The sequence below is a fragment of the uncultured Thiothrix sp. genome (assembly GCF_937876535.1).
Classification (GTDB): Bacteria; Pseudomonadota; Gammaproteobacteria; order Thiotrichales; family Thiotrichaceae; genus Thiolinea.
Genome location: NZ_CALFHZ010000021.1, coordinates 363,362 through 378,803, shown reverse-complemented (window position 1 = coordinate 378,803; position 15,442 = coordinate 363,362). Strand labels below are relative to the sequence as shown.

The 15,442-nt window shown below is 43.7% G+C and carries 12 protein-coding genes and 1 tRNA gene; 4 read left to right on the top strand and 9 right to left on the bottom strand.

The window, feature by feature from the left end; translation table 11 throughout:
- Nucleotides 1–29: 29 nt before the first annotated feature.
- Together Q0230_RS16330 and Q0230_RS16325 are read right to left on the bottom strand one after the other, a co-directional pair.
- Entirely contained in the window at nt 30–1,727 is a 1,698-nt protein-coding gene (locus Q0230_RS16330; RefSeq protein ID WP_298611551.1) for a TrkA family potassium uptake protein, read from the bottom strand.
- Nucleotides 1,727–2,140, bottom strand: a complete 414-nt coding sequence (locus Q0230_RS16325; protein WP_298611548.1) for a DUF6394 family protein — start codon at nt 2,138–2,140, stop codon at nt 1,727–1,729. The genes Q0230_RS16330 and Q0230_RS16325 overlap by 1 nt, the downstream gene beginning before the upstream one ends.
- A gap of 103 nt (nt 2,141–2,243) precedes the next feature.
- Here Q0230_RS16325 and Q0230_RS16320 point away from each other — a divergent pair, with 103 nt between their 5' ends.
- Nucleotides 2,244–2,981, top strand: a complete 738-nt coding sequence (locus Q0230_RS16320; protein ID WP_298611545.1) for a 16S rRNA (uracil(1498)-N(3))-methyltransferase — start codon at nt 2,244–2,246, stop codon at nt 2,979–2,981.
- Here the strand turns inward: Q0230_RS16320 and Q0230_RS16315 are convergent.
- The 3 genes from Q0230_RS16315 to hemL form a co-directional block, all read right to left on the bottom strand.
- Nucleotides 2,978–3,928, bottom strand: coding sequence for an FHA domain-containing protein (locus tag Q0230_RS16315; RefSeq protein WP_298611542.1), 951 nt, complete (start codon nt 3,926–3,928; stop codon nt 2,978–2,980). The two genes, Q0230_RS16320 and Q0230_RS16315, sit on opposite strands and share 4 nt — an antisense overlap.
- Nucleotides 3,916–5,121, bottom strand: a complete 1,206-nt coding sequence (locus tag Q0230_RS16310; protein ID WP_298611538.1) for a serine protease — start codon at nt 5,119–5,121, stop codon at nt 3,916–3,918. The genes Q0230_RS16315 and Q0230_RS16310 overlap by 13 nt, the downstream gene beginning before the upstream one ends.
- A 117-nt stretch (nt 5,122–5,238) precedes the next feature.
- Nucleotides 5,239–6,522 carry a glutamate-1-semialdehyde 2,1-aminomutase gene (gene hemL / locus Q0230_RS16305; RefSeq protein WP_298611534.1) on the bottom strand — a complete coding sequence of 428 codons (1,284 nt, stop codon included), beginning with the start codon at nt 6,520–6,522 and terminating at the stop codon, nt 5,239–5,241.
- A 282-nt stretch (nt 6,523–6,804) separates the two neighbouring features.
- On the opposite strand from hemL, the gene Q0230_RS16300 reads away from it, so the two are divergent.
- Complete coding sequence (locus Q0230_RS16300; protein WP_298611531.1) at nt 6,805–7,938, top strand: trypsin-like serine protease; 1,134 nt, start codon at nt 6,805–6,807, stop codon at nt 7,936–7,938.
- A 125-nt stretch (nt 7,939–8,063) separates the two neighbouring features.
- Nucleotides 8,064–8,633: a phosphoribosyltransferase gene (locus Q0230_RS16295; protein ID WP_298611529.1), complete on the top strand. Its 570-nt coding sequence runs from the start codon at nt 8,064–8,066 to the stop codon at nt 8,631–8,633.
- A gap of 53 nt (nt 8,634–8,686) precedes the next feature.
- Here Q0230_RS16295 and Q0230_RS16290 read toward each other — a convergent pair whose 3' ends face one another.
- From Q0230_RS16290 to Q0230_RS16275, 4 genes are all read right to left on the bottom strand, one after another.
- Nucleotides 8,687–10,954, bottom strand: coding sequence for an arginine/lysine/ornithine decarboxylase (locus Q0230_RS16290; RefSeq protein WP_298611525.1), 2,268 nt, complete (start codon nt 10,952–10,954; stop codon nt 8,687–8,689).
- A gap of 382 nt (nt 10,955–11,336) precedes the next feature.
- A tRNA-Phe gene (locus Q0230_RS16285) sits at nt 11,337–11,412 on the bottom strand.
- An 88-nt stretch (nt 11,413–11,500) separates the two neighbouring features.
- The gene (ispG, locus tag Q0230_RS16280; RefSeq protein ID WP_298611521.1) at nt 11,501–12,730 is read right to left on the bottom strand and encodes a flavodoxin-dependent (E)-4-hydroxy-3-methylbut-2-enyl-diphosphate synthase; all 1,230 of its coding nucleotides are present in this window, start codon (nt 12,728–12,730) and stop codon (nt 11,501–11,503) included.
- 171 nt (nt 12,731–12,901) lie between these two features.
- Nucleotides 12,902–13,603: a hypothetical protein gene (locus Q0230_RS16275; RefSeq protein WP_298611518.1), complete on the bottom strand. Its 702-nt coding sequence runs from the start codon at nt 13,601–13,603 to the stop codon at nt 12,902–12,904.
- Nucleotides 13,604–13,995: 392 nt separating this feature from the next.
- Between Q0230_RS16275 and Q0230_RS16270 the strand changes: the two genes are divergently transcribed.
- Nucleotides 13,996–15,435, top strand: coding sequence for an APC family permease (locus Q0230_RS16270; RefSeq protein ID WP_298611515.1), 1,440 nt, complete (start codon nt 13,996–13,998; stop codon nt 15,433–15,435).
- The last annotated feature ends 7 nt before the right edge of the window (nt 15,436–15,442 follow it).

Below are 15,442 nucleotides of genomic sequence, written 5' to 3'. Positions count from 1 at the left end.
TCCTACTTCTTATTAAAATCCCTTCAATATCAGCTATTGGGCAACAATCGCCTTAATAGAATACTACTCACCCATTCCTCACCTGTTAGTAAATAGTGCAATACTTTTTGATTTTGTGTTGCCCATTGCATTTGCTCATAGGCGTGGTAAGGCGCACACATGAGGATACGATCACCCGCTTGCAGTAAAGTTTCTCCATCCGGCACTAATAAAAAAGTATCAACACGCTTCAATAGCAGTGGAATGATCGGTAGAGTGTGCTCGCGCTGTTCAATGCATGCAATCACATACTTAAGGGATACCTTAGCACCAGCCGCACAGGCGCTATACAAAGCAGGTGCATAACGCGGAGTAATCTTGGTTTCCCATAAATAAGGTAATTTATCTTCTGTAATACTAATAATTCGACTTAGCAGCTGATCAACCCAAGTTTTAGTCTCATGCTGGGCTAAACGGAGAAAATCTCGAGTCAGTGGTGTTCTCAATAAAGTGAAGACTTGATGGGCTACTACATCACCACGATTCATCGTTAAGTGGAACTGAGCACGCTCAAAAATAAGATTATTGTCCTGTTGATTTTGTCGAGCGACCATAAATAAGTTTGGATTCAGTTCACGCGCGGTCATTAACACGGAAAGATTGGTGGCATCATCACTAGTAGCCGCTATTAAGCCCACCGCAGACTCAATATTCGCTAACTGCAGCGACTTTCTATTCGCTTGTAAACCAATAAGGCTTTGTTCAGGTAAAGCATCTTCCCCTGGTTTGGGATCAATCACTTGCACTGGAATACCCGCTGCATGCAAACGCCGATAGACTGCCTGCCCAAAACGCCCATAACCAATCAATACCCAAGCCCCCTTTTTAGGAAAAACTGGATCATGTAGAAGCTGATTGGGAATGCCTGTCAGCCACTCATTCAACAAATAATGGCTTGGCTTAGTCATCAGCATCTCTAAGCGCTCAGCAAAGACCTCAAAAGGACTGATGACCTCATTATTACCAAACGAACTAATGGAGTTTACAAACTCTGGGCTTTCTGCACGTGCGATCAAACGCAAATGCGGTTTAAACAACTCAGTACTTAGTGAAATCAATAAGTTAGCCTGATCAGAGTCGGTCAGAGCAATCACCCCCTTGCAATAGATATTTAGCACGCCGGCCTCTCCCAAAACAGCGGGTTTAGCAGCATCTGCCGTCAACCCTAAAGGGCGACCAAGAGTGTCTCGCATCTCCAATTCATTGATGCGATTTTCATCTTTATCTAGAACAACAGTGCGTACCCCTTCTTGCCCCAAGGCATGTACCAAGCGAGTACCCGTATCGCCATAGCCACATACCAGATAAAAAGGTTCACGGAGCAGTTTGACTTTGTTACGAAATTTAGACTCACGACGCAAGCGCTCAATCGCTGGATCTTGCATCACTGATAATAGCGAACCGATGCTATACAACCAACCAATCACACTGGCATAGATAGTGACTGTCGTCCACATGCGTTGCGCATCGGTAAAAGCATAAGGAATTTCGCCAAAACCAATCGTAGACGCCATATAGCTGACGAAATAGAAGGCATGGAAATAGGACATCATCCATACATGGCCTTCATTATCTTGTCCCGGAATCAGCACAAAGCCAACAATGGACACTGCATAAATCAGAATTAGCGTAATCAGCGGCACCCGCAGCCGCTTGAGCAAAACATAATAAATATTGGGTTGAGACATTAGCGGCGAATACTTAAAGTTTCAGCAACCAATAGAACGACTGACACAATATTAGCCAGCAATGCCCCCCCCGAAATGGATACCACCGTAACCATCGCAGCAGGTGTGACTCCTTCAGGGCTGATATGTGCTGCCCAACCCCAGATAATCGCCGCTACTAATAACTGCAAATCGGCGACTAAACTAGTAGCAAAAAAAATCGCACCGATATGCGTACTATCCCCAAACTTCAGCACCGTCGTAATCATACTAACAATCAAAGCAGCGAAGAGGATAAAGGTATTGTGGTACAGCGGATTGGCCATATCGCCTACAAAAAAGGCGAAATTCAAAGTTAAGGCCAACATAATAAAAAAACCAAACACTACTTTTTCTAAATTCATCTTCGCATCCAAACGGTACTGGGTAGACAAAAGAATACCAGCTCTACTTCAGCACTCCCAGCCTTAGCCAGCATTTGAGTCCAACTGCCGCAGTGCGTATGATCAGCACCAGTTAAATTTGAGCCTGAGAGTGATGCGTATTCCCCGTTTTTATTGCCCTGTCCCTTTAGCCATTAGGCAATCACTTGGCTTACCGGAAGAGGTCTTTCGCCACGCCATCCAAGTTTTGCGTTTACAGGTAGGTGAATCACTAATTCTATTTAATGGTGAGGGTGGTGAATTTTTGGCCGAACTCACGGAGATTAATAAGCGCTCAGCAACTGCATTGCTTCAGAGCTTTGACCCAGCCGAACGTGAATCCTCTTTAGAGCTGACTTTAGTCCAAGCCTTAGTTAAACCTGACAAAATGGATTTCGCCTTACAAAAAGCTGTCGAATTGGGTATCAGTGCCTTCCAGCCCTTAATTACCCAACGCAGTGTAGTGCGTACTGACAAGGAAAAAATAGAAAAAAAACTCCAACACTGGCAAGCTGTTGCGATTAGTGCTTGTGAACAATCAGGACGCACAAAACTTCCTACAATCCACGCACCACAAACCTTAGACCAATACCTAAGCCAGTTGAAGGACAATGCTAATTATTTAATCCTAGCTCCTGGCAGCAGTAAGGATTTAAGCCAAGTGACCGTAAAAACGAATAAATTAGCCGTTCTCATTGGCCCAGAGGGGGGGTTCACTGATTTTGAAGTAAGTGCTTGCTTAGCGGCACATATACAGGGCATTACTTTAGGGGAACGGATTCTACGTGCAGAGACCGCTAGCACTAGCGTAATAGCGATCTTACAATTACTGCATGGTGATTTAAGGATTTAACTTCCTAATTCTTTTTCTGTTTCAGCGAAATACTCGTCGACACTTAAAGTAGGTTTTAAGCGCATGTCCCATGCACTGAGACTACGGTTAAACTCAGCCTGCCCCGTAAACTCATGCCCTACTGTCCATTCATCAGTCAAATCCATCGCCTGATACACCAATAAAGGAGCACTAAATAATAAGGCAATCCCCCAAGCTGTCCAACGCTCTGTATAGTGCACTATCCGAATATAGCTATAGAATAACAGTGGAATAATTAAAAAATTACTTAATAGCAATAAGCCATCTAAGGGCCAATTGGCAGTAAATAGATAACTTAAAGCATGCCCTAACTCACCCAGCAAATGAGGCACTAACATACATAAAGCGGCTAAACCTAAAGCTGGAAAAAACTCCCAACGTTGATTAGCTAAGCGACTAATTCCTGCAATTAACAGAGCTAAGGCAATCATCCCCAAAATATAAGGCATTACACTGCTTAAATAGTAAACTAGCTCTTTTGTAAAAATACTTTGCAAGTACGCCTCATAAACAAAGGCTAAAATAGTGATGCCAGCTAAGCCTAAAGCATAAGCAGGTTGACAAAAAACTCTCGATCCTCCACGGCAATTACTCGCACCAGTCTGTGTTACTTGCATATTGCTAGTCAGTAAGCGCAATCGACGGTTACCTAGCCGTAAGCTGACTGGTTGTGTGAGTGCTAAACTAGCCTCTTTAAAGGCTTTACCATTTAAACGACTACCATTTTCCTTTGATAGATTACGAAAGAAAAAAAGGCCTAGTTCGCCTTGATCTATTTCTAAATGATAAGGTGCAATTGTAGGATCGGAAAGAATAACATCATTATCCAAAGCCCTGCCAATTCTAACTGGAAATTTCGTCAGCCGATGATATTGACTGAGTGGGTATAATTGAATTTCAAGCAAAAACTCCTTTAAATCTGCCATTGGAAATTCTCAAAGAACTGTCTGACTAAACGCATAGATTCTTTAAAATCAGCACCCGTGATAAAAAGCTCAAATAAAAATCCCTTTTGCTTTTGGCTAACCATCGCACCTGTTACTAAAATATCACTTAAACCTTTATAGCGAACATAATCACGGCGACAAATAGTCATTTTAAAATTTTGTTTGGTAATCGCCACAAAATTAGTTGCACACTTAAAATCAGTTACATTTTCTTTAGTAGCATTATTATCGGTTTCATCGCTATTTTGTGCTTCATACATATGATAAAACCGTGGAGGAATCATTTTATCGCTATCATACCAAGTGTATTGATATTGCATATTGCCGACACTGAGCTTTTCATCTAAATAGATCTCGCGCTCATTCGAACAATTCACCGAAATGACATTGACTAAGCCATGATCCTCATTATTTTCACTACCATCCCAACAGCTAATGGTTTTATCTAAGCGGCTAGGAACCTTAAATCCACCAACTGAAACCAATTTCCAAGAGTTAGTACGCAAGCGCTGAAGCATATCAGTGGTACTGAATTTTAGCTGCTGCACAATCGACTCATGTAAATTGGCGCGTGGTTTAAAATCATTCAATCTAAGTTGGGCTAGCACCGCATTTAGATATTCACTAGCCACTAAAAAACTCACTGCATTGCCTGCTGTTGCCACATTCACGCCGACTACTGCACCTTGCTCATTTAAAGCGGGGCCACCACTCATGCCAGAGTTTAAGTTGCCTGAAAATAGAATATTTTTATCCTCACTCTCGGTTAGTAAGCCATTATTCGTGCCAGTAACGACTGAAAAACCTAAACCGAGTGGATTACCGAAAGCATATAAGGTTGCTCCTTTTTCAGGCAGAGCGTCCGTTTTGAGAGGTTTACCTAAATTTTTATCCGCAACCAGTACTGCTAAATCATGCAATACATCAACATCAATCAGTTCTAGATTACCCGTTGCACCATTCGTAGCTAAATATTCAATCGAATAATTTTCAGGATCATTAGTATAAGCACTGACTACATGATAATTAGTGACGAGTAAGTTAGGACGCTCAATAACAAATCCTGAGCCAATCGTGCGTTTATGGCCGGTTTTACGGTTGATAATTCTAACTTGATAAATCGACTGTTGAACTTCAGCATACAAACTTGACGAGCGATCAATAGCCTGCACACTTACAGGCTGCCAGAAAAAACCTAAAATCAGTAATAAACCGCAGAGTCTTGGTAGCTGACTATAGTAATAATTGCCTATACCAATCACAAAAACCTCGAATTGACACCATCTGCTTTATTTAAGCAGCGTGAATACCTCGCGGGCAGCAGCGATAGTTGTCTTAATATCCTCCGCTGAATGCGCGATTGACATGAAGCCCGCCTCAAAAGCAGAAGGTGCAAGGTAAACGCCACGTTCTAACATGCCGTGAAAGAAACGATTAAATGTCGGCACATCACAGGCAGTTGCTTGTTGATAACTGGTTACTTGGGGTTCATTTGTGAAAAATAAACCAAACATTCCACTTACCTGAGTAGTAGTAAAAGGAATATTGGCTGCCTCCGCAGCTGCCTGTATACCTGAGACCAATTGAGTCGTCTTAGAGTTCAACTGAGGATAAAAATCCTGACGACTAATAATTTCCATCATTTTCAAGCCAGCCGCCATTGCAATCGGATTACCTGATAGCGTGCCTGCTTGATAAACTGCACCTAAAGGCGATAATTTCGACATAATATCGCGTCGCCCACCAAACGCCCCCACCGGCATGCCCCCCCCAATAATTTTACCCAAAGTAGTCAGATCAGGTTTAATTCCGTATAACTCCTGAGCACCACCCTTAGCTACCCTAAAGCCCGTCATCACCTCATCAAAAATTAATACTGTGCCGTGTTCATTGCAAACTTCACGCAAAGTTTCCAAAAAGCCTGGTACGGGTGGAATACAATTCATATTTCCGCACACTGGCTCCACAATAATGCAGGCAATATCTTGTCCACGTGTAGCGAACACTTCTCGGACTTGAGCACTGTCATTAAAGTTTAGGGTTAAGGTGTATTGTGCAAGTTCAGCCGGTACACCGGGAGAACTTGGTTGACCAAAGGTTAATAAACCCGAACCAGCTTTCACTAATAAAGAATCACCATGTCCATGATACCCCCCCTCAAATTTCACAATGAAATTCCGCCCAGTAAAACCACGTGCTAAACGAATCGCTGACATGGTTGCTTCTGTGCCCGAACTGACCATACGCAACATTTCCATCGAAGGCATGATTTCATTGATCTTTTCTGCCATCTGCACTTCTTGCTCAGTCGGTGCGCCGTAACTTAAGCCTAACAACGCTGCCTCACGCACAGCTTCCACTACCTCAGGGTGTGCATGCCCAGCAATCATTGGCCCCCATGAACCGATATAATCAATATAACGTTGCCCGTCGACATCAAATAAATAAGCCCCTTCCGCGCGTGCAATAAACCGTGGTGTACCACCCACTCCCCGAAAGGCTCGCACGGGTGAATTCACCCCGCCTGGAATTGTTTTTTGGGCTTGTTGGAATAAGGCTTCAGACTTGCTCATGACAGGACCTCTTAAGCATATACAGAAAGAATCTGGAGAATTAGCCGCTAGCTAGACTCTAAAAAGACGCTGCATTGTGAATTAATCAAACGATACTGTCCAACCTTACTGTGCAGAGAAAAAAGATATTATGATAAGGTTTTCCGATTTATCTTTATCAGCGCTAGCTTAAGAAATTATTCTAACTAGAAAAACTTTGTGAATTAGCGCAGTCTAAGCTTTATAGTAAGTTAACCCCAAAGCTTGCGATGTTTATCCTTTATCTAACTGGAGTGTTGATAGATGGCTAAGATTTTTCTGCCTGTCATGAGCCTGGCCGTCTTGGCCTTGGCTAGTTCAACTGTGCTTGCACAAACTGATTTTGTAGTTGAATTACCTCAAGCTCAAGTGCGTAGCCTTGAAACGCTTGATTATGCACATGCACGTTCAGTGCAACCAACAGTCAGTGGCCTAAGCAGTATAGATTTATCCGTTAATCCTTCACGCCTGAATGCTAAAGCGGGGGTAGTGGAAGGTGGAGCAGGTAATGGACAAACCTTGCCAGTACAATTAATAACTACCGAAGCAAGTCAAAAGCTAATGAATAAAACCACTGCTGTTACTAGCCGAGCCTTTGGTAAAGCAGGTTTGCCATTTACCACCTCGCGTGTCGATATGGGGGGGTTACAGCTTTCAAAAGTGGATTACTTCCGGCGTGCAGGGCGCTTATTCTTTAAAGTGGGTACAGATACGGGCATGTGTTCCGCAGCCTTGATCAAACCCGGTGTTGTGGTGACCGCAGCACATTGTGTGGCTGAGTTTGGTACTAATGCCGGTTATAGCAACTTCCAATACGTACCGGCTTATTTCCAAGGTCAAGCACCTTACGGTGTGTGGAGTGCCACCAATGTTTATGTGATGAACTCTTATCTGAATGGGACTGCAAAGTGCGCTCAACCTGGAGTTGTTTGCCCTAATGACATTGCGGTTATCAAAGTAGCACCACAAAGTGGTAAATATGCTGGTAACTACACAGGTTGGTTTGGTTATGCTTGGAATGGTTATGGCTTTGTTGATGGCAAAACCCAAGTGACTCAATTAGGTTATCCATCTTCTCACGATGGTGGTGAATTGATGCAACGTACCGATTCAGGAGGAGAGATAATGGGTGAAGCTTCAAATAATACTATTATTGGCTCACGCCAAACAGCCGGTTCTAGTGGTGGACCTTGGATCGTGAATTTTGGGGAAGTTGCTAAATTACAAGGAACTAATGTGGGTTCAGCAGGCAAGCCGAATATTGTGATTGGAACCACTAGTTGGGGACCCAATGACAATAGTGAGAAATACATGGGAGCTAGCCCCTTTACCAGCGAAAATATAGTAATCCTCATGAAAGGAGCTTGCCCAACTGTGAGTGCAGCAGGATGCAGTTGAAAGGCTCTGTCTGGCCGCATTTGCACAACGGATATGACAAAACCCTTACCACGCCATAGAGAAATCTCAAAAATGATGCTAACGTCCTGACTCCAGTTTCAGGCGTTCAGCGAAAGGATCCCATCGTGTCTGCATCAATTGAAAAAGTCTTTTTGACCCCCCAAGACTTAATGGACAGCTCCATTCAGTTAGCGGAAAAAATTTACGATAGTGGCTTTCGCCCTGACTTCATTGTGGCGATTTGGCGTGGGGGTACGCCAGTCGGGATTGTCGTGCAGGAATTGTTTGAATATTTTGGAGTCTCTACTGACCACATTGCCATTCGCACTTCCTACTACACTGGCCTAAATCAAACCGCACGCGAAGTCAAAGTGCATGGCTTGGAATATTTGATTAAACATATCAACGCACCCGACTCTTTATTAATCGTCGATGATGTATTTGACTCTGGAAATAGCATTAAGGCCGCCTTAGATAAAATTCGCAGTGAAGCACGTTTAAATACACCCCACGATATTCGTATTGCTACACCCTACTTTAAGCCGAATAAAAACAAGACGACCTTGCGTCCTGATTATTTTGTCCATGAAACTGATGAATGGTTAGTATTCCCCCATGAACTCAAAGGCTTAAGCAAGGAAGAAATTCGCGAGCATAAGCCGTGGGTAAAAGAGTGGTTAGAAAAACACTATTAATAGTGAATCGAAATCAGCGGCTAGCTATTGCCACTAGCCGCAAGCTTTAAATTTTATTGTCTTACGCAATCCACATAATACTGTTTCACACCTTCCACTGTATCTACAGTTAAACCATGTACATCGGCTTCAAAACCTGGGAATTTTTCATTAAAGACGCGCGTAAACTTCAGATAGTCAACGATAGTTTTGTTAAAACGCTCGCCTGGAATTAAGAGTGGAATGCCTGGTGGATAAGGTGTGACCAAACTTGCCGTAATCCGCCCTTCTAATTGATCCACTGGCACGCGGTCAATCTTCCGATGCGTCATCATCGCAAAAGCATCCGAGGGCTTCATGGCTGGCTCCATATCGGACAGATACATTTCAGTGGTTAAGCGGGCTACATCGTATTCCGCATAGAAGGCATGAATTTGTAAGCACAGATCACGGAGACCAATTTTTTCATAACGCGGATTGCGCGCAATAAACTCAGGTAGTACACGCCATAGTGGTTGGTTTTTATCAAAATCGTCTTTAAATTGCTGCAGAGCAGTCAATAAAGTATTCCAACGACCTTTAGTAATACCAATAGTGAACATAATAAAGAAGCTATACAGGCCGCACTTCTCAACAATAACGCCATGCTCAGCTAAATACTTAGTCACAATCGCAGCCGGAATGCCGATCTCATCACTAAAAGCACCATCCACATCCAAACCGGGGGTAATAATGGTGGCTTTGATCGGATCAAGCATATTGAAGTTATCGGCTAAATTGCCGAAACCATGCCAACGATCATTGGCTTTTAATACCCAAGGATCGCGTGAACCGATACCTTCTTCGTCAACAATTTCAGGCCCCCAAATTTTGAACCACCACGCATCCCCGTACTCCGCATCAACTTTCTGCATCGCACGCCGGAAGTTTAGAGACTCAGAAATCGACTCTTCCACCAGTGCCGTACCACCAGGCGCTTCCATCATGGCAGCCGCCACATCACAACTAGCAATAATCGCGTATTGCGGGCTGGTAGAACTATGCATTAAATAAGCTTCATTAAAGACATGCTGATCAAGCTTAGTTTCTTTGGCATCCTGCACAAGAATTTGTGAGGCTTGAGATAAGCCTGCTAGCAACTTGTGGGTGGATTGGGTCGCAAAGACCATCGACTTTTGGGTGCGCTCGCCATTGCGTGACATGGCATGCATACCTTTATAGAAATCATGGAAAGAAGCATGTGGCAACCACGCTTCATCAAATAACAAATTATCAATCCAGCCATCCAAACGCTCTTTAATCATGCCGGTGTTGTAGAGCACACCGTCATAAGTACTTTGGGTAATGGTCAAAATGCGTGGATTGGTGCCTAATTTACTAGCGAGTGGATGGGCGGCAATCTTCGCTTCAATCGCATCCCGATCAAATGATTTATGTGGAATCGGACCAATAATACCGAAGTGATTGCGGGTAGGCGTTAGAAATACTGGAATCGCACCTGTCATAGTAATTGAATGCAGAATCGATTTATGGCAATTACGGTCAACCACTACAATATCATTGTCCGCTACACAAGAATGCCAAACCATTTTATTCGAAGTCGAAGTGCCATTAGTCACAAAGAATAAATGATCAACATTGAAAATTCGTGCTGCATTCCGTTCCGAAGCGGCGACTGGCCCAGTGTGATCTAGTAACTGACCTAATTCATCGACCGAGTTACACACATCCGCACGCAACATATTCTCACCAAAAAACTGGTGGAACATCTGTCCGACTGGAGATTTTAAGAAGGCTACCCCACCCGAATGCCCTGGGCAGTGCCAAGAATAAGAGCCATCTGCTGCATAATGCGTGAGTGCGCGGAAAAAAGGAGGAGCTAGGCTATCTAAATAGGACTTCGCCTCACGAATAATATAGCGAGCGACGAATTCAGGTGTATCTTCAAACATATGAATGAAGCCATTCAATTCACGCAAAATATCATTCGGAATATGTCGTGCAGTACGAGTTTCACCGTGTAAAAAAATTGGAATTTCTGCATTACGCCAACGAATCTCTTCGACGAAGGCACGTAAAGCTCTTAAAGCCAAAGGTTCACTATTTCCGTTTTCATCAGTTTCTGCAACCGCTGCAAATTCCTCATCATCAATCGCAAGAATAAAAGCAGAGGCTCGACTTTGTTGTTGTGCAAAAGTAGACAAGTCACCATAACTCGTTACCCCTAACACTTCCATGCCAGTTTCTTCGATGGCTTTGGCTAAAGCTCGGATACCTAAACCCGAAGTATTTTCAGAGCGGAAATCTTCGTCAATGATGACGACAGGAAAACGAAATCGCATAGTGTGAATGGCCCTCTCAGTTAGTATGGGTAATTTTTTTAGGCAATCCGGTCAATGGAGCCTTTTAAAAAGCCAACTTGGGTAGTGTGCTGTGTGGGTACAGCGTCCCATTGCAAAAAATTCTGCTCAAACCCTACTCAAGCGCGCATAGTGTAGCAGATTCTTGAGTTGACTATAGTCAATCGACACTCGCCCTGTGGATTGAAAAGTAATTTAATGTAAATCTGGGATGCCCAAAAGAAAAAACCGAGTTAAATAACTTCAACTCGGTTACGAACTAAATGATTGTCGTGATTACAAGCAATCGCAAGTTCGACAATGAAAAATCAAGAAAAGGAGATAAAACTAAAAGGAAATGCAATGAAACGAAAAATCTTGATCTTGGTGGCCGGGGGCAGAATCGAACTGCCGACACGCGGATTTTCAATCCGCTGCTCTACCGACTGAGCTACCCGGCCTCATCAAGAGGTCGCTATTAAAGCGTTTTAGACTTTTTTTGTCAAGGCAATGCGCTAATTATTTTCTCAAAATTCAGCTTAAGCTCACTTAAGCCGCTGGTCTGTAGCTGCGTTGCACATAAGCCTCCACCAAGCTTTGGAACTCAGTTGCAATATGATCACCTTTTAAGGTCACGGTTTTTTCACCATCTTCATAGACTGGTGCTACAGGTATTTCCCCACTCCCTGGCAAACTGATCCCAATATTGGCATGCTTACTTTCACCGGGGCCATTTACCACACAGCCCATTACAGCGACCGACATCGTTTCCACACCGGCGTATTGAGTACGCCAAACTGGCATTTGTTCACGTAGCCAATTTTGAATTTGCTCAGCTAAGCGTTGGAAATAATCGCTAGAGGTACGCCCACAACCGGGGCAAGCAATAACTTGAGGAGTAAACGAGCGCAAACCTAAAGCTTGGAGGATTTCCTGCCCGACAATCACTTCTTTTTCACGCTTCGCATGCGGTTCAGGCGTGAGAGAAATGCGAATGGTATCGCCAATCCCTTCTTGTAAGAGCACCGCTAAAGCAGCCGTTGAATACACAATGCCCTTGCTACCCATACCCGCCTCAGTTAAACCCAAATGCAGAGGGTAATCACACCGACTAGCTAAATCTCGATAAGCACGAATCAAACCCTGCACTTCGCTGAGTTTACACGACAAAATAATTTGATCATGCGGCAAGCCATATTCTTCTGCTTTAGCTGCACTGGTGAGTGCTGACTCGATCAAAGCTTCATGCATCACCTCATAAAGTTCTAAAGGCTGAGCCAATTGAGAATTGCTATCCAGTTTGCGCGCTAATAACTCTTGATCTAACGAACCCCAATTCACCCCAATCCGTACAGGTTTATTATAACGGCAGGCAAATTCGATCATTTGCGCAAACTGCTCATCCCGCTTTTTTCCACGCCCCACATTGCCTGGATTAATCCGATATTTCGCCAAAGCCTGTGCGCACTCTGGGACAGCACTTAAAAGTTTATGACCATTAAAATGAAAATCACCAATCAAAGGAACATTACAACCGAGTTTATCTAAACGCTCACGAATTTCTGGAACAGCTTGTGCTGCTTCTAGGCTATTGACTGTGATACGGACTAACTCAGAACCTGCTTGGGCTAATTCGGCACATTGAATCGCCGTGCGGACTGGGTCTGCCGTATCCGTATTGGTCATAGACTGAACCACTACGGGGGCAGCGCCGCCGACAATAACGTGACCAACTCTAACCGGAACCGTGTGATGACGCTGAAGAAGCTGCTGGGACATGAAAAAACTCAAATTCATCAAGAATGCGCTAACTCTACCCAAGGCTAGAAGCTGCTGCAAACACTCTGAGAATAAGCACAAGAAGAACTAGGAAAATACTGAGAGCCGACTTGACCCTATCCTTACGAATAGGGTCAAGGTGTTGGCTATACAGGAGTTAGCAGAATCAGCTTAGCAGTTAACACCTTTGCTACCACTCATACTGAAATCCCATGAACTAGAACCACCTTTACCACCACCGATACCCCAAGAGTTAGAGCCACCAATATTCATGTCCCAAGCACTACCTTTGGAACCGTCTACGTGACCACTGCCTTTGGAACCTTCAGTTCCCTTAGACCCATCTGAACCTTTAGAACCCTCTACGCCACCACTACCTTTAGATCCATCCGAGCCTTTAGCAGCATCTGAACCCTTGGAACAATCAACACTGTTACTGCCCTTCGAACCCTCAGCTCCCCATGAACCAGAGCTACCCTTAGAGCCATCGACATTGCTACTGCCTTTAGAACCCTCAGAACCTTTAGAGCCGTCTACGCCACTACTGCCCTTCGAACCCTCAGTTCCCCATGAACCAGAGCTACCCTTAGAGCCGTCGACATTGCTACTACCTTTAGAACCCTCAGCACCCCATGAGCCTGAACTGCCTTTTGCACCATCACAACCGCAAACACCTTGGCTCCACTGTGAGCTTAGATTGCCTATAGAACCTAGATTTTGCATATGACTCGCAAAATTACCGCCTGCATTGAATTGAGAACTAAAACCTCCACCATAATTTACATCGTTTGGTTTAGTTTGTTGAACATTTTGGCTAGCAGAAATACCCGCTGATGCACCAAAACCAATACTATTAATTGCGCCGAATGTCATGATTAAACACCTCATCTATCCATAATGACTTTATTTCTAATCGCAGCGCGTCCTGCACTGCTTAAACTAAAGATTGGTATAGCTCGAAAAGAAAGCTGGGCTTTTTCCTGATAGATGGGTAATAAAGGTTGATAACAGGTCATTTTTGTATATTTTATAAGCCAATTAATAATTAAAAAGCTGGTTTAGCCTAAATTTTGACTGAACTTGTGCTACTTGATAGACGGTTTTAGATTAAAACTTTTTGCTGATGATTAATGGTTTTAAGCTTTATACAAAAAAATTATTTTATATACACCATAGAAACTCACACCTCATCCCACAGAATTCAAAAAATACTGATACACTGATAATTAGACTTCTCATTTTGCACTGTTTAATTAAAGGGAACTATGGATACCGATCAAGGATTAGTTAATGCCACCAACCCAAGTGCAAAATCTCTACCTGTCGTAGAAGATCGCACCATTCAAAAAACCTTAACACTTTCAGCGATTGTTGGGATTATCTTTTTTACTGTTTCGGGTGGGCCTTTTGGTTTAGAGGATACCATTGGCGGTGCTGGGCCTGGGGTTGGTTTATTATTAATTTTGCTCACACCCTTGATCTGGGGCTTACCCGTCGCCTTAATGAGTGCCGAATTAGGCACAGCAATTCCCGCACAGGGTGGTTATTATGTGTGGGTTAAAAAAGCACTCGGCCCCTTAGGTGGCTTTACCGTAGGCAGTTGGGCGTGGATGGCGACTTGGTTTGATATGGCGCTGTATCCGGTTTTATTTGTGAGTTATTTATCTTTCTTTTTCCCTATCTTTGGCGAAACAGGTGATCCACTAATTCGCAAATCGCTGATGGTACTGATGATTTGGATACTCGCTGTATGGAATATGCGTGGCTCCAAATCGGTGGGTGGCTCAACACAAATCTTGGGAATTATTCTCCTGATTCCGTTTATTGGGATTATCTTAATTGCTCTGTGGACTTTATTAACCAAAGGCGTTCCCTACAATCCCTTCCAACCTTTTATCCCTGAAGGGGCTTCATTTTCAGCCGCTTTGACAGGTGGTTTATTAGTCGTAATGTGGAATTATATGGGTTGGGAAGGTACCTCCACCGTAGCGGGTGAAATGAAAAACCCACGCCGTGATTATCCTTTAAGTCTTGCAATTGCGATGCCTTTGATTGTGGCGGTTTACTTTATTCCAACCTTCTGCGCCTTAATGCTAGTAGGTACTGATGGCATTGAGTGGACGGCAGGGGCTTGGGCGATTATTGCTGGGAAAGTAGGTGGTGAATGGCTGGGTTATGCGATGGGCTTTGCGGGTTTAGTCTCTGCTATTGGTCTATTCATGGGGCGCTTAATGGTTGGTAGTCGGATTCCTTTTGTGATGGGTCGCGATGGATTCTTGCCAAGCTTTATCCAAAAGCAGAATCTACATGGTGCACCTTGGGTATCCTTGGCTATTTGCGCCACCATCTACTCAGTCATTGCAGTCGTATTTGACGACTTTGCTTTGCTGGCTTCTTTTGTGGTGTTTTTCTATGGTGGGGTACTTACGCTTGAATTTGCTGCCTTGTTTATCTTGCGCCTTAAGCAACCTGACTTAGAACGACCTTTTAAAATTCCAGGCGGCTGGCCGGTGTTAATTTTGCTACTGCTCTTACCCTTGACCGTATTAGCAGTCGCCATTTATAGCCAAATAGCGGACTCTGACTCCATGAATAGTGTAATCGTGGCAATCGTCCTCATGGTATCAGCACCACTTTTATACCCCGTAGCTGCATGGTGGAAACGTAAAAATAATATTCCCGATGCTGAATCGCTGGATAATTAACTTCTTG

What these genes read in the sequence shown, in the direction of transcription:
- ispG (WP_298611521.1), bottom strand. Translation starts at nt 12,730, where the DNA reads ATGTCCCAGCAGCTTCTTCAGCGTCATCACACGGTTCCGGTTAGAGTT.
- Q0230_RS16270 (WP_298611515.1), top strand. Translation starts at nt 13,996, where the DNA reads ATGGATACCGATCAAGGATTAGTTAATGCCACCAACCCAAGTGCAAAA.
- Q0230_RS16275 (WP_298611518.1), bottom strand. Translation starts at nt 13,603, where the DNA reads ATGACATTCGGCGCAATTAATAGTATTGGTTTTGGTGCATCAGCGGGT.
- Q0230_RS16330 (WP_298611551.1), bottom strand. Translation starts at nt 1,727, where the DNA reads ATGTCTCAACCCAATATTTATTATGTTTTGCTCAAGCGGCTGCGGGTG.
- Q0230_RS16320 (WP_298611545.1), top strand. Translation starts at nt 2,244, where the DNA reads ATGCGTATTCCCCGTTTTTATTGCCCTGTCCCTTTAGCCATTAGGCAA.
- hemL (WP_298611534.1), bottom strand. Translation starts at nt 6,522, where the DNA reads ATGAGCAAGTCTGAAGCCTTATTCCAACAAGCCCAAAAAACAATTCCA.
- Q0230_RS16300 (WP_298611531.1), top strand. Translation starts at nt 6,805, where the DNA reads ATGGCTAAGATTTTTCTGCCTGTCATGAGCCTGGCCGTCTTGGCCTTG.
- Q0230_RS16290 (WP_298611525.1), bottom strand. Translation starts at nt 10,954, where the DNA reads ATGCGATTTCGTTTTCCTGTCGTCATCATTGACGAAGATTTCCGCTCT.
- Q0230_RS16315 (WP_298611542.1), bottom strand. Translation starts at nt 3,928, where the DNA reads ATGGCAGATTTAAAGGAGTTTTTGCTTGAAATTCAATTATACCCACTC.